The following is a 19,433-nucleotide window of genomic DNA, read 5'->3' as shown; positions in this document are numbered from 1 at the left end:
ATATGGCAACGACGACGAAAAAAGGATTTACCGTCAAAGTGACGAGCGACTACGCGGGCTGGTGGCGCTACAATGTAGCGCTGATGGCCGGCTGCTTCGACGCGGAAGACCGACAGACGGAATTCGTGACGGCGGGCTCGCATGCAGCCGATGTAGGCGCGGAACTGAAAGAACCGCCTGCGGGAATCGCCCCGGGCCGCAAGATAACGCTTACGACGGCGCCGTGCGACCACCTGCTGCTCTACCTCTACATAATCCCGCACACGCTGCCGCCGACCAACGAAATCGACGAAACGCAACCGTTCGACGTAGAACTGACTATCACCTACGGGGGCCGGAGGGTGAGCAAAACCACCCGCCGAATCAACCAATGGTCGGGCGCGTCGGTCGAAATGCGGGTGGAGAAAGAAGACGCCCGATAGCCGAAGCGGTCACAGAGCCCAATCAAGAATTTTAATTAAACGATCGCTGCCCCCTCAGCAAACAAAAAATCCGGCACTCTTGCGAGCGCCGGACTTTTCCGTATGATCGGCAGACGACTACTTGTTGTTGTAAGCGGCCATCTTCTCGATGAGCATGAGGACCTTGTTGGAGTAACCCCACTCGTTGTCGTACCACGAAACGACCTTGACGAAAGTATCGGTCAGAGCGATACCGGCGGCCTTGTCGAAGATGGACGTACGAGCGTCGCCCAGGAAGTCGGACGAAACGACAGCCTCCTCGGTGTAACCCAGGATACCCTTCAACTCACCCTCCGAAGCAGCCTTCATAGCGGCGCAAATCTCGTCGTACTTGGCGGGCTTGGCGAGGTTGACGGTGAGGTCGACAACCGACACGTCGAGGGTCGGAACGCGCATCGACATACCGGTGAGCTTGCCGTTGAGCTCGGGAATCACCTTGCCCACGGCCTTGGCAGCGCCGGTCGACGAGGGGATGATGTTGCCCGAAGCGGCACGGCCGCCGCGCCAATCCTTCATCGAAGGACCGTCGACGGTCTTCTGCGTAGCGGTGGTCGAGTGAACAGTGGTCATCAGACCGTCGGTGATGCCGAACTTGTCGTGGAGCACCTTGGCGATGGGAGCCAGGCAGTTGGTGGTGCAGGAAGCGTTCGACACGATCTTCTGACCGGCGTAGGTGTCGGTGTTGACGCCGCAAACGAACATCGGCGTATCGTCCTTCGAGGGAGCCGACATAACGACGTACTTGGCACCGGCGGCGATGTGGGCCTCGGCCTTCTCCTTGGTAAGGAACAGACCCGTCGACTCAACGACGTACTCGGCGCCTACCTCGTTCCACTTGAGGTTGGCGGGGTCCTTCTCGGCGGTGACGCGGATAGCCTTGCCGTTGACGATGAGCTGGCTCTTCTCGACGTTGAAATCCACCGTACCGTCGAAACGGCCGTGCATGGTGTCGTACTTGAGCATGTAAGCCATGTAATCCACGGGCACGAGGTCGTTGATACCCACAACCTCGATGTTGCTGTTCGTGCAAGCGGCACGGAACACCAGACGGCCGATACGACCGAAGCCGTTGATACCGATTTTGATAGTTGCCATAAATCTACTTATTATTAGGTTGAAAATTTACCGTTATTTTTTTCACAGCGCAAAAGTATACACTTTATATATTATACGCAAGTAAAAAATTAAGTTTTTTTAATAAAACATCCCTCAACGCTTTCGGGAAGTTTCCGGAGAGGGCGCCGGAAATTCCATACGCGGAACAGCCGCCTGCCGCTAATAACCGGGGAGCACCCGCCCGACAGATTCTTCGCTACCGCTCAGAAAGACACAATCACTTTTCACCTTTCACCTCAACGTGCTGCCGCCTTGGCCCGCTTGGCCATGGCCGACGCGAAGACGAAAGCGTTCAACTCGGGGTTATCGGCATGGAGAATATCGTCCTTGGTACCCTCCCACCACTTATGCCCCTCGTGGATATATACAATCTTCTCGCCGATTTCCATGACGGAATTCATGTCGTGGGTATTGATGATGGTGGTGATGTTGTACTCGCAGGTAATCTCGTGAATGAGGTTGTCGATGACGATGGAAGTCTGCGGGTCGAGCCCCGAATTGGGCTCGTCGCAGAAGAGGTACTTGGGATTGAGCACGATGGCCCGGGCGATGGCGACGCGCTTGATCATACCGCCCGAAAGCTCGGCGGGATAGAGGTGGTTGGCGTTTTCGAGCCGCACGCGCTGGAGACAGAAATTGACCCGTTCGAGCTTCTCGGCCTCGGACTGCTCGGTGAAAAGGTCGAGGGGCAGCTTGACATTCTCCTCGACGGACGAAGAATCGAGCAGGGCCCCGCCCTGGAAAATCATGCCGATGTCCTTGCGGATGGCCTTGCGCTCGCGGAACCCGAGCCCAGTGAAATTGATGTCGTCGTACCACACGTCGCCCGAATCGATCTCGTGGAGCCCGACCAGACTTTTGAGCAGCACGGTTTTGCCCGAACCGCTCTTGCCGATGATAAGGTTGGTCTTGCCGGTATCGAACTCGACGGAGATGTCGTCGAGCACCGTGCGGCCGTCGAACGACTTGACGATATGTTGGGCGCGTATCATATCAGAAGAATCTGCGTGAGCATGAGGTTGAAAATCATGATGACCACCGAACCGACCACCACGGCACGCGTCGAAGCGGCGCCGACCTCCAACGAATTGCCCTTGGCATAGTAACCGAAAAAGGCGGAAATGGAGGTAATCAGGTAGGCGAAGACCGCCATTTTGATGAGCGAATAAGTGATCGAATAAGGCTTGAAATCCATCAGCAGTCCGTCGACGTAATCGGCCGGAAGCATGATGTCCGTCAGATAGGAGATGGCCCAACCGCCCGTGATGCCGATGAGAATCGACAGAACGGTAAGGAACGGAAAGAAGAAGACCGCGGCGACGATTTTGGGCAGGATGAGATACGAAGCGGAATTGACGCCCATGATTTCGAGCGCGTCGATCTGCTCGGTGATGCGCATGGTGCCGATTTCGGAAGCGATGCTCGACCCGACCTTACCGGCCAGAATCAACGCCACGACCGTGGAGGAGAACTCCAGAATCATGGTTTCGCGCGTAGCGTAACCGACCAGCGACCGCGGAATGAAGGGCGATTCGAGGTTGATGCACATCTGAAGCGTGATGACCGCACCGATGAAGACCGAGATGATGGCCGTCAGACCGATGGAATCGACGCCCAAGGCCTCCATTTCGTAGACAATGCGCCTCCGGTAGATGGAAATCTTCTCCGGGCGGGAAAAAACCTTGCCCATCAACATGAAATAACGGCCTATGGTGGCGAAAAGTCGGAACATGGCTATTCTTCTTTGGTCTCCTCGAAATCGACGTAATCGCCCACGTCGCTGGCGACCCGCTTTTCGGGTGCACCGGAGGTCTTGCGGACCTGCACGTCGCCTTCGCGGCCGCGGCGCTGCCGCCGGGCGAACGGGTCGCCGGCCGCATAGGCGGAACCGTCGGCGCGGAACCCGCGGCCGAACTGCTTCTCCATGTCGCGCTGGACGCGCCAGATACGCCAGCGAAGCAACAGCGCCAGCAACCCGACGAGCAACACGAATCCGAAGAAGACATACACAATGAAAGCCGCGACACCCCGCAGCAAAGCCGGAGCGACGAGCGCCAGCACGATGACGCACAACACGAACAACGGATTGCGCTGGACGAACGCGGCGAGGGCGTCGAGTATGGCAGCGATGAATCTCATGACACTTCTGCGATTACAGCCTTGCAAAGGTAAGAAAATTATGCGTAATTCAATTTATTGTCTTAAATTTGACGCCGGAACGAACAAAACCATGCCCGATATGCTGAACGCTCTGACCGCCATTTCGCCCGTCGACGGGCGCTACCGCAACAAAACGGAAAAACTGGCCGATTATTTTTCGGAACAGGCCCTGATCCGCTACCGCATCCGTGTGGAAGTGGAGTACTTCATTGCGCTGTGCGAGCTGCCCCTGCCGCAGCTGGCGGGCGTCGACCGCTCGCAGTTCGCAGCCCTGCGCTCGCTCTACCTCGATTTCACGGCGGCCGACGCCGAACGCGTCAAGGAAATCGAAGCGGTGACCAACCACGATGTCAAGGCCATCGAATACATCATCAAGGAGAAGATGGACACCCTCGGGCTGGCCGACTACAAAGAATTCGTCCACTTCGGGCTGACCTCGCAGGACATCAACAACACGTCGATTCCGCTGTCGCTCAAAGAAGCGCTCAACGCCGTATATTATCCGGCCGTCGAGGAGGTGCGCGACAAGCTCTCCGCCTTTGCCGACGAATGGCGCGCCGTGCCGATGCTGGCCCGCACGCACGGACAGCCCGCCTCGCCGACGACCTTAGGCAAGGAAATGATGGTCTATGTGGAGCGGCTCGAAAAACAGCTGGCCATGCTCCACGGCATAGCCGTTCCGGCCAAGTTCGGCGGAGCGACGGGCAACTTCAACGCCCACCGCGCGGCCTATCCGGCCGTCGACTGGGTGGCTTTCGCCAACCGCTTCGCAGGCGAAACACTGGGGCTCGAACGCTCGCAGTACACCACGCAAATCGAACACTATGACAACCTGGCGGCGATTTTCGACAACCTCAAGCGCATCGACACCATCCTCATAGACCTGGCGCGCGACATGTGGATGTACATTTCGGAGGAATACTTCAAGCAGCAAATCAAGGCGGGCGAAGTGGGTTCGAGCGCCATGCCGCACAAAGTGAATCCCATCGACTTCGAGAACGCCGAGGGCAACCTGGGCATCGCCAGCGCCATCTATGAACACCTGGCGGCCAAACTGCCCGTATCGCGGCTCCAACGCGACCTGACCGACTCGACCGTCCTGCGCAACATAGGGGTGCCGATGGCCCACTCGGTCATAGCGCTGCAATCGCTGCTGAAAGGACTGAACAAACTAATACTGAACCGCGAAGCGCTCGACCACGACCTGGAACAGAACTGGGCCGTGGTGGCCGAGGGCATCCAAACCATCCTGCGCCGGGAGGGCTATCCCAAACCCTACGAAGCACTCAAGGCGCTGACCCGCACCAACAGCCACATCACGGCCGAAGCCATTGCGGCGTTCATCGAAACGCTCGGCGTGGCCGAAAGCGTCAAGGCCGAACTGCGCGCCCTGTCGCCACAGACCTATACGGGAGTTTTTCAATGATTTACCGTCTTGCCACGACGACGTCGACCAACGACGAAGCCCGCGACGCGCGATACCGTCACGGCGACGTGGTATGGGCCGAACGGCAGACGGCGGGCCGGGGCCAGCGCGGCCACGTGTGGCACAGCCCCGAGGGCGAAAACCTGACGTTCTCGCTGCTCCTCGAACCGCAGTTCCTGCCCATAGGCGAACAATTCCTGCTCTCGGAAGCCGTGGCGCTGGCACTGACCGACATGTTCGCGCACTACGGCATCGCGACCCGCATCAAGTGGACGAACGACATCTACGCCGGAGACCGCAAGATAGTGGGGATGCTGCTCGAGCACAACTGCTCGGGCCCGACCCTGGCGCGGAGTATCGTGGGCATAGGAATCAACGTCAACCAGGCCGCATTCGACCCGGCGCTGCCCAACCCGGTGTCGATGGCGCAGCTGACCGGACGCACGTTCGACCGCGAAGAAGTCCTGCGAACGTTCCTCGAACGCTTCGCCCTCCGCTACGAACAACTCCGCCAAGGCGACCGGGAAACCCTGCAAACCGACTACCGCACCCGCATGTACCGGCTGGGCGAACGGCACACCTACCGCCTGCCAGGGCAGGGCGAGACCGAGGGCATCATCGAAGGAGTACGCCCCACCGGGGAACTGCTCGTCCGCCACACCGACGGAACGCTCGGCGAATACCTGTTCGGAGAGATCGAATTCGTGTTAAAAAAATAACAGAAACCCTTGCTGTTATCGAAATAACACCTATATTTGCATAACGAATCCTTAAAAACAGAAAGAAAGATGAACGTACCTGCCAACCTGAAATACTCCAGCGACCACGAATGGTGCCGCATGGAAGGCGACACGGCCGTAGTGGGCATCACGGACTTCGCGCAAAGCCAACTGGGCGACATCGTATTCGTAGACGTACCGACCGCGGGCGAGACCCTGGCGGCGGGCGACGTATTCGGCTCGATAGAAGCGGTGAAGACGGTGAGCGACGCATTCTTGCCTGTGGGCGGCGAAATCGTGGAATTCAACCCTGCGGTGGACGCCGACCCGTCGGTTGTGAACAAAGACCCCTACGGCGAGGGCTGGCTGGTGAAGGTGAAGGTTTCGGACCCGGCCGACTACGAAGCGCTGCTGACGCCGGAGAAATACGCCGAACTGATCGGATAGGACGAAACGAAAGCGGCCGACCGGAACGTCCGGCCTTTCAGCCGCGAATGCGCAAACTTAAATAAACAGATATGTCTAAAGTTACCGTTGTAGGTGCGGGCGCCGTGGGCGCGACCTGCGCGAATGTGATGGCCTGCCGCGAAGTGGCGAGCGAAGTAGTGCTGATCGACATCAAGGAAGGCCTGTCGGAAGGCAAGATGCTGGACATGTACCAGACCTCGACGCTGATGGACTTCGACACGAAACTGGTCGGCGCGACCAACGACTACAAAAAGACCGCCAACTCGGACGTGGTGGTCATCACCTCGGGCATCCCCCGCAAACCGGGCATGACGCGCGAAGAACTCATCGGCACGAACGCCAACATCATGAAAGGCGTCGTCGAACAAATCGTGAAATACTCGCCGCGGGCCATCGTCATCGTGGTGGCCAACCCGATGGACACGCTGACCTACCTGGCGCTGAAGAGCTCGGGACTGCCCAAGAACCGCATCATCGGCATGGGCGGCGCGCTCGACTCGTCGCGCTTCAAATGCTACCTGGCCAAAGCCACGGGAGCCAACATCAACAATGTCGACGGCATGGTCATCGGCGGCCATGGCGACACGACGATGATTCCGCTGCTGTCGAAAGCGACGGTCAACGGAGTGCCTGTGACGCAATTCGCCTCGAAGAAGAAACTGCAGGAAGCCGTGCAGGCCACGATGGTGGGCGGCGCGACGCTGACCAAACTGATCGGCACCTCGGCGTGGTACGCTCCGGGCGCAGCGGCCGCGATGATGGTCGAAGCGATTCTGAACGACCAGAAGAAGATGATTCCCTGCTCGTGCTACTTGGAGGGCGAATACGGCCAGGAAGACATCTGCATCGGCGTACCGGCCATCATCGGCCGCAAGGGCATCGAGAAAATCGTGAAAATAGACTTCACGAAAGAAGAAGCCGCGAAATTCGCCGAATCGGCCGCCGCGGTCCGCAAGACCAACGAGGTACTGCGCGAAATCAAGGCGCTGTAACGGCACGCCGACGCTCCATACGATTCGCCCCGGGGAAGTTCCCCGGGGCGAATGCTTTTTTTAATCGTTGACGCTCGGAATGCCCAAAAGAGAGCCTCAGAAATTCAACTTGACGCCGACGAACCAGCTGCGGGGCAGAGACGGCCCGTAGACATAACCGGAATCGCGGTCGGCCCCCTGGTCGAAATCCTTCTGATAGGCGTTGAACAGGTTCTGCACGCCGCCGTAGAACTGCATGGTGAGCTCCTTGTAAATCCGCAGGTCGTAACTCAGCCGGGCGTTCATGTCGAAGAACCGGGGCGTGATGACCGCCACGTCGTGCTCGGTGCCCGACCCGGCCATGTGCTGAACGAGCATCTCTCCGGTGCAGTTGCCCGTGAGGTCGACGGCGAGCGTCCGCCACGGCTTGAACGACGCGGTGAAATAACCGTAGAGGTCGGGCGTGCGGAACATCCGCCGCACGGGAGCCACCGTCTCGTCCTCGCTCCAGAATTCGGGCTCGGCATAACGGCTCTGCTGCCACGTCATCCCGGCCTGCAACTCGAACCAACGTGTGAAGATGGCGCGCCCCTCGATGTTGATGCCCGCCACCGTGGCGCCCGAACCGTTGTAACGCTCACGGATGACGCTGCCGTCCTCGGTCGGAACCGGAAGATCGCGCAGGGCGAAGACATCGTTGAGGACGGTATAGAACCCCTCGACCAACAGATTGGTCTGCACGCTGCCGAACTGGCGGTAGAGGTCGGCCGAGAGGCTGACGCTGTGCGAACGCTCCTCGCGGAGGTTGTCGGCCAGGCGGATGCGCACCCGCTCGCCGCCCACGACGGCGATGTGCATGTCCTCGTCGAACGCCTGCGGAGCGCGGTAACCGCCTGCGTAGCTTGCCCGCAGGTTGACCGATTCGGTGGGATTGAAGCGCACGTTGACGCGCGGGCTGAAGATGGGGTTGTCGACCAGATTGTGCTTGTCGAGCCGCCCGCCGAGGAGCAGCGACCACTTTTTGGTCTTCCACTCGTTCTGGAAATAAGCCCCGACGATATGCACCGTCTGGTCGGTGGCCATGTCGTAGCCGAGCGAACGGTCGGAAAGGTCGTCGAAGCTGTATTCGGCACCGACGGTCAGCTCGGCGGGCATGAACCACAGCCGCCCGAACGCATGGATATACTGCGCCCCGGCCGCCACGGTGATGTCGTGCGTCTTGCCGTAGGCGTCGGGGTCCTGCTTCGAGCCGTAATAGCTGCGGCGCGCTGTATTCTGGAACGACGCGTAGGCGTTCACGCGGTCGCTGCGGTCGGGGGTCGAGAAGTCGAACGAGAGACTGCCGCCGTCGATGGAATGGTCTGTCTGCTCGGCGACCCAAGCTTCGTGGGGCGGGAGGTCGAGCAGGTCGCCGCCGCGCCGGTACTCGCTCAGATGATGATACTGGGCCGTAATGCGCGAATAAGCCCCGGTGCGGAAGAAAGAACGCATGCCGACCGACTGCGACCGGATGACGGGCAGCTCGGTGAAGCCGTCGCCGTCGTGGTCGTAGCCCGAACGGTGGCGGTTCTGCCCGAAGACGCAAAGCCCGGCGCGACGGTTGTCGGTAACGTAGGAGGCATTGAGCATGGTATTGTTATCGTAGGTGCCGCCGCAGCCGATGGAGGTGAGGGTGTGGGCAAGCGACGCCGAACTGCGCGAGGGCTCGCGCGTGATGACGTTGATGGTACCGCCGATGGCCGACGAACCGTAGAGCGCCGACCCGCCGCCGCGCAGCACCTCGACCCGCTCGATCATGTTGGCGGGAATCTGCTCGAGCCCGTAGACCCCCGTCAAGGCGGAAAACACGGGGTGCGAGTCGATGAGAATCTGCGAATAGTGGCCGTCGAGCCCGTTGATGCGCACCTGCGTGAAGCCGCAGTTCTGGCAATCGTCCTCGACCCGCACGCCGGGCTGGAACGAAAGGCCCCCGGCGAGCGACGCGGCGTTGATTTTGTCGAACAGCTCGGCGCTGAGCACGCCGACCAGCGCCGGAGCCTCGCGCCGCAAAGTGGCGGTCCGGCTGGCCGAGACAACGACCTCGTCCATCGAAATGCCGCTCTGCTCGATGTCGAAATTGACCTCCAGCGTCTCGCCCGAACGCAGCACGACCTGCTTCTGCAAGGGCGCGTAACCCAGCTCCCGCACTTCGAGCGTGCAGGGGCCCTCGGGCAGATTCTTCAGATAATAATGGCCCGACGCGTCGGTAGTGGTACCGTAGGTCGTACCCTGCACGGCGACCGTAGCGTAAGGAACATGTTCGCGGGTCTGCCTGTCGACAACGTGACCCACCAGATTGGCATCGGTATGTTCGGGCGAAGCTCCGGCATCGGACGCCCGGCACGCAAGCACCGTCCCGACGCACAGCAGCGCCAAGAAAAGATTTTTCATGGAAAATAAGTTGGGTGAAACAAAAGTCCGCCTGCACGCGGCCTGATAACAAGGAACACGAAAGGCGCTGTTCTCGCCTTTCGAGCTGACGCGGAACGTCAGCGCACGGCGGGCGGAGCACGGAGCAGCGACGCTCCGAAAGGCAGACAGCAACGGCAGCGCGTCACCCCAGGCCTCAGAACGGCCAGCAGCGCGAAACCGGCCGTGAAGAAATAGGCCGTCTGCTCCACGGCGGGGAAGAAGCAGAAATCGTCGACCGTACAGAGGTCGGCCACACGCGCCGCAGCCCCGTTGTCGGGCACCAGGTCGCCGGCGAATGCGGGGAAATGGGCGTGGTCCTCGGTATAGATATGCACCTTCTGACCTGCATGGGCCGCCACCATAACCGACAGCAGCAGGCAGGCATAGCATTTTTTCAGCAAGGTACGCATCGTCATTCGGAGTGCCAAGGTAACCGCGCCGGGAACAATACCGGACGGGCCGGAGTTTGCCGGGGCGAAACTTATCGGGGGCAAAGGTAATAATAAAAAAAGGCCGCGCAACGGCGGCCCTGCAAAATACCTGTAAAAAGGGAGGGAACTTCCCGGCTCAGTCGAGCTCCAGCCTTTCGACCCAACCTCGGAGCGCCGCGGCGGATTCGCGGCCGCCGAACCGCCGTCCCGGCTTCCACACGGCCGCGGTCGTCAGCGAGAAAGAAGAGAACATGACGATAAAGAACATATTGAAATTCATGGCACACTATTGCAGATTTTCGCGGAAAAACGACTCCATCCTGTCGAACGGGATGACGGCCGAATTGTCGTAAAGGTCGGTATGGCTGGCACCGGGAACAATCATCAGCTCCTTGTTGCTGCCCGTCAGCCTTTTGAACGCATCTTCGCTGAAGTAGCGCGAATGGGCCTTTTCGCCGTGAATCAGCAGCACGGCGCTGCGGATTTCGTCGCTGTAAGCCAGAATCGGCATGTTGACGAACGACAAGGCCGAAGTCTTGTTCCAACCGTCGTTGGAATTGAGCGAACGCTCATGATAACCGCGCGGGGTCTTGTAATAGGCGTGGTAATCCCGGACGAACTGCGGCGCATCCTCGGGCAAAGGGTCGGCGACCCCTCCGGCCCGGGCGCAGGAACCGCTGCGGGCGTCGGCCGTGCGCTGGGCGCTGAGCTCCCTGCGAAGCCGGTAACGAGCCTCGGAATCCATCGTGTCGAAATACCCGTTGGCGGTGACCCGGCTCATATCGTACATCGTTGAAGCAACGGTCGCCCGGATGCGGGTGTCGATGGCGGCGGCATTGAGGGCGAAACCGCCCCAGCCGCAGATGCCGACAATGCCTATCCGCCCGGGATCGGCATCCTCGCGCGTCGAAAGGTAATCGACGGCGGCCGAGAAATCCTCCGTATTGATGTCGGGCGAAGCGACGTAACGAGGCTGCCCGCCGCTCTCTCCGGTGAACGACGGGTCGAACGCCAGGGTCAGGAACCCGCGCTCGGCCAAGGTCTGGGCATAGAGCCCCGAACATTGCTCCTTGACGGCGCCGAAAGGCCCGCAGACGGCGATGGCGGGCAGCCTGCCGGAAGCATCTTTCGGCACATACAAATCGGCGGCGAGCGCGATGCCGTAACGGTTGGTGAAAACGACCTTGCTGTGGCTCACGCGGCCGCTCTGCGGGAAGGTCTTGTCCCACGTTTCGGTCAATTGCAGTTTTTCCATGAGGGTGTCGGTTTTGGTTTCGGACTGCGGGCGGGCCGCTGCGGCAACGACGGCGGCAAGGGCGGCAGTCCACAAAAAATTACGCATGATTCGGCTATTGAAATCCGATGCAAAAATAGGCGCTTCCGACGGACGGGCGGATACCTGTTTTACGGGAAGAAATACCCCGATTCCGGAACTTGGGAACAACACCGGAACAGCGCAAAAAAGCAGGACCGTGCGGGCGGTCCTGCCAGGAAAAATCCGGGCGGCACGCGGCCGCAACGGTCAGATATTGATGTCGAGAATCTCGAACCGGATGGTTCCGGCGGGGACCTCGACCTCGACGCAATCGCCCTTCTTGTGGCCGAGCAGCGCCTTGGCGATGGGGGTGCCGATGGCGAGCTTGCCCTCGCGCAGGTTGGCCTCGTGCTCGGCGACGATGGTATAGACCATCTGCTTCTGGGTGTTGTGGTTCAGCAGGGTGACCTTGCTGAGAATCTGCACCTTGCTTTTGTCGATCTTGGTCTCGTCGATGATACGCGCGTTGGAGAGCGTGTCCTCCATCTTGGCGATCCGCATCTCCAGCAGACCCTGCGCCTCGCGCGCCGCATCGTACTCCGCATTCTCCGAAAGGTCGCCTTTGTCGCGCGCCTCGGCGATGGCCGCCGAAATGGCCGGACGCTCGACGGAACGCATATGGTCGAGTTCCTCCTTCAGCTTTCTGTAACCCTCCGCCGTCAGATAAATAATCTCTTTTGCCATGATATATATAACTTAAAATTAATCGCTTACACCAACAACCGACCCCCAGGGACCGACTGCGAAAAACGCAAAAAACAAGAATCCTGACCCGGAAGGCCAGAACCCCTTTTGCTCAATAAGACAAAGGTAACGAGTAAAATCCGAATTTCCAAATATTTTTCGGATACGCATGGCACGAACTATGCCCGGGCGGCGGAATATGTCTGTCCTGCTGGCGATCCATCTGCTGTGGAGCTGCTGCGCGCTGCCGTTGGTGACGCGCCAGCACCGCATACCCTCGTCGGCAGCCGCGTGGGCGGCCATCATCCTGCTGCTCCCGGTGGCGGGGACGCTGCTCTATCTGCTGGCCGGGTACCAGCGCCGCACACCTGTGCCCCGACGCTCCGACCCGCCCGCCGACCCGGTAGGCAAACTGGTGTTCCACGGCTGCGGCACCCGCCCCACGCTCTGCAACCGGGTCGAACCGCTCCACAACGGCAACAACGCCTTCTCGGCGCTGATAGCCTCGCTGCAACACGCCACCCGCACCATCCACATGGAATACTACATCTTCCGCGACGACCGCATAGGCCGCACGATAGCCGAAATCCTCATCCGCAAATCGCGCGCCGGAGTGGAAGTGCGGGTCATCTACGATGCGGTGGGCTCATGGCGGCTGAGCCGCAGGATGCTGCGCCGGATGCACGAAGCGGGCATCCGCACGGCCGCTTACGCCCCGCTGCGGTTCCCGTGGTTCCGGCCGGGCACCACGCGACGCAACCATCGCAAAATAGTAGTCACGGACGGCAAGGTAGCCTACATAGGCGGCATCAACATAGCCAAATATTACTTGGACGGCGATGACAGCGGCAAATGGCGCGACGAACACTTGCGGGTCGAGGGCGACATCGTAGCCGACCTGCAACGGCTCTTCCTTGCGGACTGGGCCGCGGCGCGGGGCGAACGGCTCGACCCGGCGGACTACATCGCCCCGCACACCGTCCGGGAACGCACCTCCCTCCAACTGGCGTGGTCCGAAGAAGGCCCCTCGCGCCACACGATAGCCGAAGCGTTCGCCCTGCTGATTGCCCGGGCCCGCCGCCGGGTGCGCATCTGCTCGCCCTACTTCCTGCCGCCGACGCTGCTGCTCGACGCCCTGCGGATGGCGGCCCGCAGCGGCGTGAGGGTCGAAATCATGATTCCGACGAGCAGCGATTCGCACCTGACCGACCTGATTTCGGACACCTACGTCGACGACCTGCTCGACGCCGGAGCGGAAGTGTGCCGCTACGAAAACGGATTTCTCCACGCCAAGGTACTGATAGTCGACGACGAGACGGTCTCGGTAGGCACGGCCAACATGGACTACCGCAGTCTGACGGCCAACATGGAAGTGACGGTGCTGATTCGCGACCGCGAAGTGGCCCGGAACATGGCCGCGACCTTCGACGCCGACCGCCGGAACTGCACGAGAATCGACGGCCGCACATGGCGCCTCTCCCCGCTGCGCCGGACTGCGGGCAACCTGCTGCGGCTGCTCTCGCCCCTGCTCTGACCGCCCCGCACTTCCGCCCGTCCGCACGGCAATAATATTTTTTGCTTTTCGTTAGGATAACGATACGGTCGGCCCCGTGCCGCCCGGAAAAATCCGCCCTGCCGGAACGAACGGGAAGACGGCCGGAACAAGCCCCTCCCGAGGGAGGGGTTTGGGGTGGGGTCAGACCTGAATACGCCGCGGAAGCGGCGGGAAAGACCCCGAAAAGCGAGAAACGGCCCGAACAACAGACGCCGATTATTTTTTGCTTTTCGTTAATTTATACGTAACTTTGCGCGATAAAGCGCCGTAAAAGATTCATGCGATGAAGCAAACCCTCCTACATGCCCTCTGCGCCGCGGCCATCGCGGTCTCGCTCAGCGGATGCGGCGGCATGAACGCCGTACTGAAAAGCGGCCAGCCCGACCGGATCTACGCCATGGCGCTGGAATACTACGGCAAAGAGAAATGGCAGCGGGCCTCGACCCTTTTCGAGGGTGCGCAGCACTACTACATCGGCACGCCGCGCGAAGATTCGATTTCGTTCTTCAACGCCCGCTGCAAGTACAAGAACCGCGACTACGAAGCCGCGGCACAGCTGCTGGACGACTTCCGCCGCAAATTCGGCCGCAGCGGCTTCATCGAAGATGCCGAGGGGATGTACGCCATGTGCTTCTACTACCTTTCGCCGGGTCCCACGCGCGACCAGACGATGACCGGGCAGACGCTGATGGCCATCAACGAATTCGTGTCGCGCTATCCGGAGAGCGAACAGGTCGACAACTTTCTGAACATCCACAAGGAACTCACAGGACGGCTCGAAGAAAAAGCCTATCTGAACGCCTACACCTATTATAAGATAGGCCGCTACAAATCGGCCATCACGGCGCTGAAAAACGCGCTGAAGGAGTATCCCGACTCGAAACACCGCGAGGAAATCATGTTTCTGATCGTCGACGCGAGCTACCGTTTCGCCAGCAACTCCATAGCCTCGAAACAGACCGACCGCTACCTGGCCATGATCGACAGTTTCCTGTCGTTCAAGGAAGCCTACCCCGAATCGGACCGCATGAAGGAGGCGGAGCGCATGGCCAAGCACGCCCGCGACTACCTGGACAGCAACAACAAAGACAACAACATATAAGATGGAAATCAAGAAGAACATTCCCAACAACACCGTCACGCGCAAACTGGTCGACCTGGACAAGGAGACGGGCAACATCTACGAAACAGTCAACATCATCGCCCGCCGCGCCAACCAGATTTCGACCGAGCTGAAGACCGAGCTCAACCGCAAGCTGGCCGATTTCTCGTCGCCGACGGACACGATGGAGGAGACCTTCGAGAACCGCGAGCAGATCGAAATCTCGCGCTACTACGAACGGCTGCCCAAACCGGTCATCATCGCCACGGAAGAGTTCCTCGACGACGAACTTTTCTACAAGGAGAACAAACCCGAAGCGGAGGCGTAACCCCCGACCGACCATGCAGTCCGGGCAAGTAGCGTACCGAGCGCTGGAGGGACGGCGCATCCTGCTGGGCGTCACGGGGAGCATCGCGGCCTACAAGGCTGCCGCGCTCTGCCGGCTGCTCAAAACGGCAGGCGCCGAGGTGCGTGTGGTGATGACCCCGCTGGCCAAGCAGTTCATCACGCCGCTGACGATGGCCACGCTGTCGAAGAACCCGATTCTGGTGGAGTTCTTCGACCCCGAAAACGGCGCATGGAACTCGCATGTCTCGCTCGGCGAATGGGCCGACTGCTACGTGATAGCCCCAGCCACGGCCAACACGCTGGCCAAGATGCGCACGGGCGTGGCGGACAACCTGCTGCTGACGACCTACCTTTCGGCCCGCTGTCCGGTGGCGGTCGCCCCGGCCATGGACCTCGACATGTATGCCCACCCGGCCACGCAGGAGAACCTGCGCGAACTGGCCGCACGGGGAGTAAAAATCGTGGAGCCGGGCGAGGGCGAGCTGGCGAGCGGACTGACGGGCAAGGGCCGCATGGCCGAACCGGAAGAAATCGCCGCCTCGCTCAACGCACTTTTCGCCGCACGGACCGACAGCCCGCTGCGGGGCAAACGGTTCGTCGTGACGGCAGGCGCGACCATCGAAGCCATCGACCCGGTGCGCTTCATCTCGAACCACTCGACCGGGAAGATGGGCTACGCCATCGCCGGAGAACTGGCCCGCCGCGGCGCCGAAGTGGTGCTGGTGAGCGGCCGGACCTCGCTGCCGACCCCTGCGGGAGCAGAACGGCGCGACGTGCTGTCGGCCGACGAGATGTTCCGCGCGACGGTCGAAGCGTTCGCCGATGCCGACGGAGCCGTCATGTGCGCCGCGGTGGCGGACTACACGCCTGCCGAAGTCGCGACGACGAAAATCAAGAAAAACGACGGCGAACTGACCCTCGCCCTGCGCCGCACACGCGACATCGCAGCCCACTTGGGTACGCAGAAAGGCCGCCGCGTATTGGTAGGCTTTGCGCTCGAAACCGACCACGAAGCGGACAACGCCGAAGCCAAGCTGACCAAGAAAAATTTCGATTTCGTGGTGCTCAACTCGCTGCGCGACCCCGGTGCGGGATTCGGCGGCGACACCAACAAAGTGACCTTCATCGACCGCCGCGGCCGCGAAGAACTGCCGCTGCTGAGCAAGACGGAAGTCGCCGCACGCATCGCCGGACGAATCGAATCGCTGCTGTCCAAGAACTGACCGGATTTTCCGGCCCCTTGCGGAAACGACCCCGATTTTCAATCAAGATAACAGCCGCCCGCTTTTCACCTTTCACTTTTCACCTTTCACTTTCCGAAAATGCTACGCCGTCTCACGGTCGAAAACTACGCGCTGATCGACACGCTCGTTCTGGAGCCCGACGCCCGGCTGAACATCATCACGGGCGAGACGGGCGCCGGAAAATCCATCCTGCTGGGGGCGTTGGGACTGCTGCTGGGCGCCCGCAGCGACCTTTCGGCCGTCAAGGATACGACGCGCAATTGCGTGGTAGAGGGCACTTTCGACCTCGACGGGCTCGGGCTGGAACCCTTTTTCGAGGAAAACGACCTCGACTACGCGCCGCAGACCATCCTCACGCGCATACTGACCCCGGCGGGCAAAAGCCGTTCGTTCGTCAACGACCTGCCCGTGCAGCTGACGCAGCTGCGCGAACTGGGCACACGGCTCATCGACATCCATTCGCAGCACCAGAATCTGATTCTTTCGTCCGAGGATTTCCGGATTTCGGCCCTCGACACCGTGGCCGGAAACGGCGGACTGCTCGAACAATACCGCGCCGAATACGCGAAGATGACGGAGCTGAAACGGCAGCTCGCCGCCCTGCGCGAAGCCGCCGAAGAAGGGCGCCGCAACGAAGAATGGCTGCGCTTTCAGACCGAAGAACTGACGGCCGCCGACCTCCGCGCAGGCGAACAGGCAGAAACGGAGGAAGAGCTGGCTGTGCTGGAGAACGCCGACCGCATCGGCGAAGCGCTGGCGGGACTGCGCAACGCCTTAGACACCGACGAAACGGGGGTGCTCTCGCAGCTCAAGACGGCAGAGACCGAGCTGGCGCACATCGGCGAACACTATCCCGCGGCGGGCGAATACGCGGCACGCATCCGCTCGGTCATCGAAGAACTCAAGGACATCGGCAGCTCGGCGGCGGCCGACAGCGAACGCATCGACGCCGACCCGGCCCGGCTGGCCAAACTCTCGGCCCGGCTGGACACCCTGCTGGCCCTGCAACAGAAACACCGCGCGGCCGACGAATCGGAACTGATTGCTTTGCGCGACCGCTGCACGGCGCAGCTGGCGGCCCTCGACCACGGCAGCGAAGCCCTCGAAGCGGCGGAAACGACGCTTCAGCAAGCCCAAGCCAAGGTCGGCACGCTGGCCGAACGGCTCCGCAAGGGACGCGCCAAGGCCGCTCCGGCTTTCGCCGAATCGGTCTGCGCGACGCTGGCCCGGCTGGGGATGCCCGAAACGCAGTTCGAGGCGCGTCTGACCCCGACCGAACCCGGCCGCACGGGTGCCGACGCGGTGGAATTCCTCTTTACGGCCAACCGCAACGCGGCGCCGCGGCCCATCGAAAAAATCGCTTCGGGCGGCGAACTCTCGCGCGTCATGCTGGCCATCAAAGCCCTGCTGGCCAGCCGGGTGCAGCTGCCGACCATCATCTTCGACGAAATCGACACGGGCGTCTCGGGCCGCATAGCCGACGCGATGGGCGACATCATCGCGCAGCTCTCGGCGACGATGCAGGTCATCGACATCACCCACCTGCCGCAGGTGGCCTCGAAAGGCGCGGCCCACTTCGTGGTCTCGAAGCACGACGGCCGCACCGCCATCGCCCGGCTGACGGACGACGAACGCGTTGCCGAAATCGCCAAGATGCTGTCGGGCAACACCGTGACCGACGCCGCGCTGGCGCAGGCCCGGATTCTGCTGGGAAAATAACCTTACTTCATATGGACCCTGTCCTCCAACTCGCGGCTGCGAACCGGCAGCGCGCGCAAGCCATCGTCGGCGAACTGCAAATAGAAGAAATCTGGCGCTCCGTAGGCGCCGAACCGCGGCTCGTAGGGTCGCTGCGCATGGGACTGCTGGTGCGCCACCGCGACATCGACTACCACATCTATTCGCCCCAACTGCGCCTTTCGGAGAGCTTCGCCGCCATGGCCCGGCTGGCCGAAAACCCGCGCATCCGCCGCATCGAATTCGCCAACCTGCTCGACGCGCCGGACCGATGCCTGGAATGGCACGCGTGGTACGAAGACGACGAACGGCAGCTGTGGCAAATCGACATGATCCACATGCAGGCAGGCTCGCCGTGGGACGGCTGGTTCGAGCGCATGGCCGACCGGATAACGGCCGCGCTGACCGACGAGACCCGCACAGCCATCCTGCGGCTGAAATACGACACGCCCGACGAACGGAAGATTCCGGGCATCGCCTACTACATGGCCGTCCTGCGCGACGGCGTGCGGACATGGCCGCAGCTGGAAGAATGGCTGGCGGCACACCCGCTCGACGGCATCGTCGAATGGATGCCGGAAGAATCCCGGGAATCGCAGGCCGAATGACCCGATGCGGCCATACCGGCGTCAAGAACCCGCCGCAGCCGATTCCGATCGAAAACGCAGGAAAAAATCCTGCGTTTTTTCGTCTTTTTCCCTTTTTTCGCGTCTTATTTACAAACGCGCGTTAAAAACCGAAAAAAACAATGAAACAATCTTCCACCGAACGCCTCAGGGAACTGGAGGAGCTGGTCGACAGCTGCCGCGAACCGCTGTTCCGCTTTGCTTTCTTCCGCTTGGGGTCGCGCATGGATGCCGAAGATGTCGTGCAGGATGCCTTTCTGAAATGGGCATCCGGACCCGAACGTCCCGTCGGCCACCCGCGTGCCTACCTCTTCCGAATGGTGAGCAACGACTGCTACGACCGAATCCGGCGCCGGACAACCCTGGTGCCGATCGACAATCGCCTGCCCGACCTGACCCCCGAAGAAACGGAGGCTCACGAAGAAGCCCGACGAATCGAAACGCTTCTCGACCGGCTCCCGCCCGAACAGGCCGAAGCAATCCGTCTGCACACCTATGCGTCGCTCCGCTTCACGGAGATCGCCGAGGTGCTCCGATGCCCGGTCTCGACCGTCAAGTCCCGCTTCGGCGGCGGCATCACAAAACTAAGAAAAACGTTGAATCTGTAAAATCCGCAACC

21 protein-coding genes are annotated in these 19,433 nt (G+C 61.0%); 12 read left to right on the top strand and 9 right to left on the bottom strand.

Going from position 1 to position 19,433, the window contains the following annotated elements:
• The first annotated feature begins 2 nt into the window (after nucleotides 1–2).
• On the top strand, nucleotides 3–422 hold the full coding sequence (locus QVG21_RS04300; RefSeq protein WP_287922557.1) for a hypothetical protein: 420 nt from the start codon (nucleotides 3–5) through the stop codon (nucleotides 420–422).
• Nucleotides 423–539: 117 nt separating this feature from the next.
• On the opposite strand, the gene gap is transcribed toward QVG21_RS04300, so the two are convergent.
• The 4 genes from gap to QVG21_RS04280 form a co-directional block, all read right to left on the bottom strand.
• On the bottom strand, nucleotides 540–1,556 hold the full coding sequence (gap, locus tag QVG21_RS04295) for a type I glyceraldehyde-3-phosphate dehydrogenase (protein WP_251213877.1): 1,017 nt from the start codon (nucleotides 1,554–1,556) through the stop codon (nucleotides 540–542).
• Between the two features lie 257 nt (nucleotides 1,557–1,813).
• Nucleotides 1,814–2,569 carry an ABC transporter ATP-binding protein gene (locus tag QVG21_RS04290; RefSeq protein ID WP_251213878.1) on the bottom strand — a complete coding sequence of 252 codons (756 nt, stop codon included), beginning with the start codon at nucleotides 2,567–2,569 and terminating at the stop codon, nucleotides 1,814–1,816.
• Nucleotides 2,566–3,309 (bottom strand): MlaE family ABC transporter permease, encoded by a 744-nt coding sequence (locus QVG21_RS04285; RefSeq protein WP_251213879.1) that lies wholly within the window; start codon nucleotides 3,307–3,309, stop codon nucleotides 2,566–2,568. Before QVG21_RS04285 ends, QVG21_RS04290 begins: the two co-directional genes overlap by 4 nt.
• A gap of 2 nt (nucleotides 3,310–3,311) precedes the next feature.
• The gene (locus tag QVG21_RS04280) at nucleotides 3,312–3,716 is read right to left on the bottom strand and encodes a DUF4834 family protein (protein ID WP_251213880.1); all 405 of its coding nucleotides are present in this window, start codon (nucleotides 3,714–3,716) and stop codon (nucleotides 3,312–3,314) included.
• 100 nt (nucleotides 3,717–3,816) lie between these two features.
• Here QVG21_RS04280 and purB point away from each other — a divergent pair, with 100 nt between their 5' ends.
• From purB to mdh, 4 genes are all read left to right on the top strand, one after another.
• A complete protein-coding gene (purB, locus tag QVG21_RS04275) occupies nucleotides 3,817–5,163 on the top strand; it encodes an adenylosuccinate lyase (protein ID WP_287922554.1) in 1,347 nt (448 codons plus the stop codon).
• Complete coding sequence (locus tag QVG21_RS04270; protein WP_287922553.1) at nucleotides 5,160–5,882, top strand: biotin--[acetyl-CoA-carboxylase] ligase; 723 nt, start codon at nucleotides 5,160–5,162, stop codon at nucleotides 5,880–5,882. The genes purB and QVG21_RS04270 overlap by 4 nt, the downstream gene beginning before the upstream one ends.
• A 69-nt stretch (nucleotides 5,883–5,951) precedes the next feature.
• On the top strand, nucleotides 5,952–6,329 hold the full coding sequence (gcvH, locus tag QVG21_RS04265; protein ID WP_251213883.1) for a glycine cleavage system protein GcvH: 378 nt from the start codon (nucleotides 5,952–5,954) through the stop codon (nucleotides 6,327–6,329).
• A 71-nt stretch (nucleotides 6,330–6,400) separates the two neighbouring features.
• Nucleotides 6,401–7,342 (top strand): malate dehydrogenase, encoded by a 942-nt coding sequence (gene mdh, locus QVG21_RS04260; protein WP_287922551.1) that lies wholly within the window; start codon nucleotides 6,401–6,403, stop codon nucleotides 7,340–7,342.
• A 96-nt stretch (nucleotides 7,343–7,438) separates the two neighbouring features.
• On the opposite strand, the gene QVG21_RS04255 is transcribed toward mdh, so the two are convergent.
• From QVG21_RS04255 to greA, 5 genes are all read right to left on the bottom strand, one after another.
• Nucleotides 7,439–9,751 carry a TonB-dependent receptor gene (locus QVG21_RS04255; RefSeq protein WP_287922549.1) on the bottom strand — a complete coding sequence of 771 codons (2,313 nt, stop codon included), beginning with the start codon at nucleotides 9,749–9,751 and terminating at the stop codon, nucleotides 7,439–7,441.
• A gap of 98 nt (nucleotides 9,752–9,849) precedes the next feature.
• Nucleotides 9,850–10,188 (bottom strand): hypothetical protein, encoded by a 339-nt coding sequence (locus tag QVG21_RS04250; RefSeq protein ID WP_251213886.1) that lies wholly within the window; start codon nucleotides 10,186–10,188, stop codon nucleotides 9,850–9,852.
• 151 nt (nucleotides 10,189–10,339) lie between these two features.
• Nucleotides 10,340–10,483, bottom strand: coding sequence for a hypothetical protein (locus QVG21_RS04245; protein ID WP_287922547.1), 144 nt, complete (start codon nucleotides 10,481–10,483; stop codon nucleotides 10,340–10,342).
• A gap of 6 nt (nucleotides 10,484–10,489) precedes the next feature.
• A complete protein-coding gene (locus QVG21_RS04240; protein WP_287922626.1) occupies nucleotides 10,490–11,458 on the bottom strand; it encodes an alpha/beta hydrolase in 969 nt (322 codons plus the stop codon).
• A 267-nt stretch (nucleotides 11,459–11,725) separates the two neighbouring features.
• Nucleotides 11,726–12,202 carry a transcription elongation factor GreA gene (gene greA, locus QVG21_RS04235; protein WP_251213888.1) on the bottom strand — a complete coding sequence of 159 codons (477 nt, stop codon included), beginning with the start codon at nucleotides 12,200–12,202 and terminating at the stop codon, nucleotides 11,726–11,728.
• 169 nt (nucleotides 12,203–12,371) lie between these two features.
• Between greA and cls the strand changes: the two genes are divergently transcribed.
• The 7 genes from cls to QVG21_RS04200 all read left to right on the top strand — a co-directional run bounded on the left by cls (nucleotide 12,372) and on the right by QVG21_RS04200 (nucleotide 19,422).
• On the top strand, nucleotides 12,372–13,736 hold the full coding sequence (cls, locus tag QVG21_RS04230) for a cardiolipin synthase (RefSeq protein WP_287922545.1): 1,365 nt from the start codon (nucleotides 12,372–12,374) through the stop codon (nucleotides 13,734–13,736).
• A 304-nt stretch (nucleotides 13,737–14,040) separates the two neighbouring features.
• On the top strand, nucleotides 14,041–14,859 hold the full coding sequence (locus tag QVG21_RS04225; RefSeq protein WP_251213890.1) for an outer membrane protein assembly factor BamD: 819 nt from the start codon (nucleotides 14,041–14,043) through the stop codon (nucleotides 14,857–14,859).
• Between the two features lies 1 nt (nucleotide 14,860).
• Nucleotides 14,861–15,187 carry a DNA-directed RNA polymerase subunit omega gene (locus QVG21_RS04220; protein WP_287922542.1) on the top strand — a complete coding sequence of 109 codons (327 nt, stop codon included), beginning with the start codon at nucleotides 14,861–14,863 and terminating at the stop codon, nucleotides 15,185–15,187.
• A gap of 13 nt (nucleotides 15,188–15,200) precedes the next feature.
• On the top strand, nucleotides 15,201–16,430 hold the full coding sequence (gene coaBC, locus QVG21_RS04215; RefSeq protein WP_287922540.1) for a bifunctional phosphopantothenoylcysteine decarboxylase/phosphopantothenate--cysteine ligase CoaBC: 1,230 nt from the start codon (nucleotides 15,201–15,203) through the stop codon (nucleotides 16,428–16,430).
• A gap of 99 nt (nucleotides 16,431–16,529) precedes the next feature.
• A complete protein-coding gene (gene recN / locus QVG21_RS04210; RefSeq protein ID WP_287922539.1) occupies nucleotides 16,530–18,170 on the top strand; it encodes a DNA repair protein RecN in 1,641 nt (546 codons plus the stop codon).
• 11 nt (nucleotides 18,171–18,181) lie between these two features.
• Nucleotides 18,182–18,796: a phosphoglycerate mutase family protein gene (locus tag QVG21_RS04205; RefSeq protein ID WP_287922537.1), complete on the top strand. Its 615-nt coding sequence runs from the start codon at nucleotides 18,182–18,184 to the stop codon at nucleotides 18,794–18,796.
• A 140-nt stretch (nucleotides 18,797–18,936) separates the two neighbouring features.
• Complete coding sequence (locus QVG21_RS04200; protein ID WP_287922535.1) at nucleotides 18,937–19,422, top strand: RNA polymerase sigma factor; 486 nt, start codon at nucleotides 18,937–18,939, stop codon at nucleotides 19,420–19,422.
• Nucleotides 19,423–19,433 lie beyond the last annotated feature (11 nt).

The organism is Alistipes sp. UBA6068 (assembly GCF_949428155.1).
GTDB lineage: Bacteria > Bacteroidota > Bacteroidia > Bacteroidales > Rikenellaceae > Alistipes > Alistipes muris.
Note: the sequence above shows the minus strand (reverse complement) of the source record. Positions and strands in the feature narration are given on the sequence as shown.

Coding starts and splice junctions, on each gene's coding strand:
- greA (WP_251213888.1), bottom strand. CDS start 12,202: ATGGCAAAAGAGATTATTTATCTGACGGCGGAGGGTTACAGAAAGCTG.
- QVG21_RS04250 (WP_251213886.1), bottom strand. CDS start 10,188: ATGACGATGCGTACCTTGCTGAAAAAATGCTATGCCTGCCTGCTGCTG.
- QVG21_RS04270 (WP_287922553.1), top strand. CDS start 5,160: ATGATTTACCGTCTTGCCACGACGACGTCGACCAACGACGAAGCCCGC.
- gcvH (WP_251213883.1), top strand. CDS start 5,952: ATGAACGTACCTGCCAACCTGAAATACTCCAGCGACCACGAATGGTGC.
- gap (WP_251213877.1), bottom strand. CDS start 1,556: ATGGCAACTATCAAAATCGGTATCAACGGCTTCGGTCGTATCGGCCGT.
- QVG21_RS04290 (WP_251213878.1), bottom strand. CDS start 2,569: ATGATACGCGCCCAACATATCGTCAAGTCGTTCGACGGCCGCACGGTG.
- mdh (WP_287922551.1), top strand. CDS start 6,401: ATGTCTAAAGTTACCGTTGTAGGTGCGGGCGCCGTGGGCGCGACCTGC.
- coaBC (WP_287922540.1), top strand. CDS start 15,201: ATGCAGTCCGGGCAAGTAGCGTACCGAGCGCTGGAGGGACGGCGCATC.
- QVG21_RS04225 (WP_251213890.1), top strand. CDS start 14,041: ATGAAGCAAACCCTCCTACATGCCCTCTGCGCCGCGGCCATCGCGGTC.
- QVG21_RS04285 (WP_251213879.1), bottom strand. CDS start 3,309: ATGTTCCGACTTTTCGCCACCATAGGCCGTTATTTCATGTTGATGGGC.
- purB (WP_287922554.1), top strand. CDS start 3,817: ATGCTGAACGCTCTGACCGCCATTTCGCCCGTCGACGGGCGCTACCGC.
- QVG21_RS04280 (WP_251213880.1), bottom strand. CDS start 3,716: ATGAGATTCATCGCTGCCATACTCGACGCCCTCGCCGCGTTCGTCCAG.
- QVG21_RS04205 (WP_287922537.1), top strand. CDS start 18,182: ATGGACCCTGTCCTCCAACTCGCGGCTGCGAACCGGCAGCGCGCGCAA.
- QVG21_RS04300 (WP_287922557.1), top strand. CDS start 3: ATGGCAACGACGACGAAAAAAGGATTTACCGTCAAAGTGACGAGCGAC.
- cls (WP_287922545.1), top strand. CDS start 12,372: ATGGCACGAACTATGCCCGGGCGGCGGAATATGTCTGTCCTGCTGGCG.
- QVG21_RS04245 (WP_287922547.1), bottom strand. CDS start 10,483: ATGAATTTCAATATGTTCTTTATCGTCATGTTCTCTTCTTTCTCGCTG.
- QVG21_RS04255 (WP_287922549.1), bottom strand. CDS start 9,751: ATGAAAAATCTTTTCTTGGCGCTGCTGTGCGTCGGGACGGTGCTTGCG.
- QVG21_RS04200 (WP_287922535.1), top strand. CDS start 18,937: ATGAAACAATCTTCCACCGAACGCCTCAGGGAACTGGAGGAGCTGGTC.
- QVG21_RS04220 (WP_287922542.1), top strand. CDS start 14,861: ATGGAAATCAAGAAGAACATTCCCAACAACACCGTCACGCGCAAACTG.
- QVG21_RS04240 (WP_287922626.1), bottom strand. CDS start 11,458: ATGGAAAAACTGCAATTGACCGAAACGTGGGACAAGACCTTCCCGCAG.
- recN (WP_287922539.1), top strand. CDS start 16,530: ATGCTACGCCGTCTCACGGTCGAAAACTACGCGCTGATCGACACGCTC.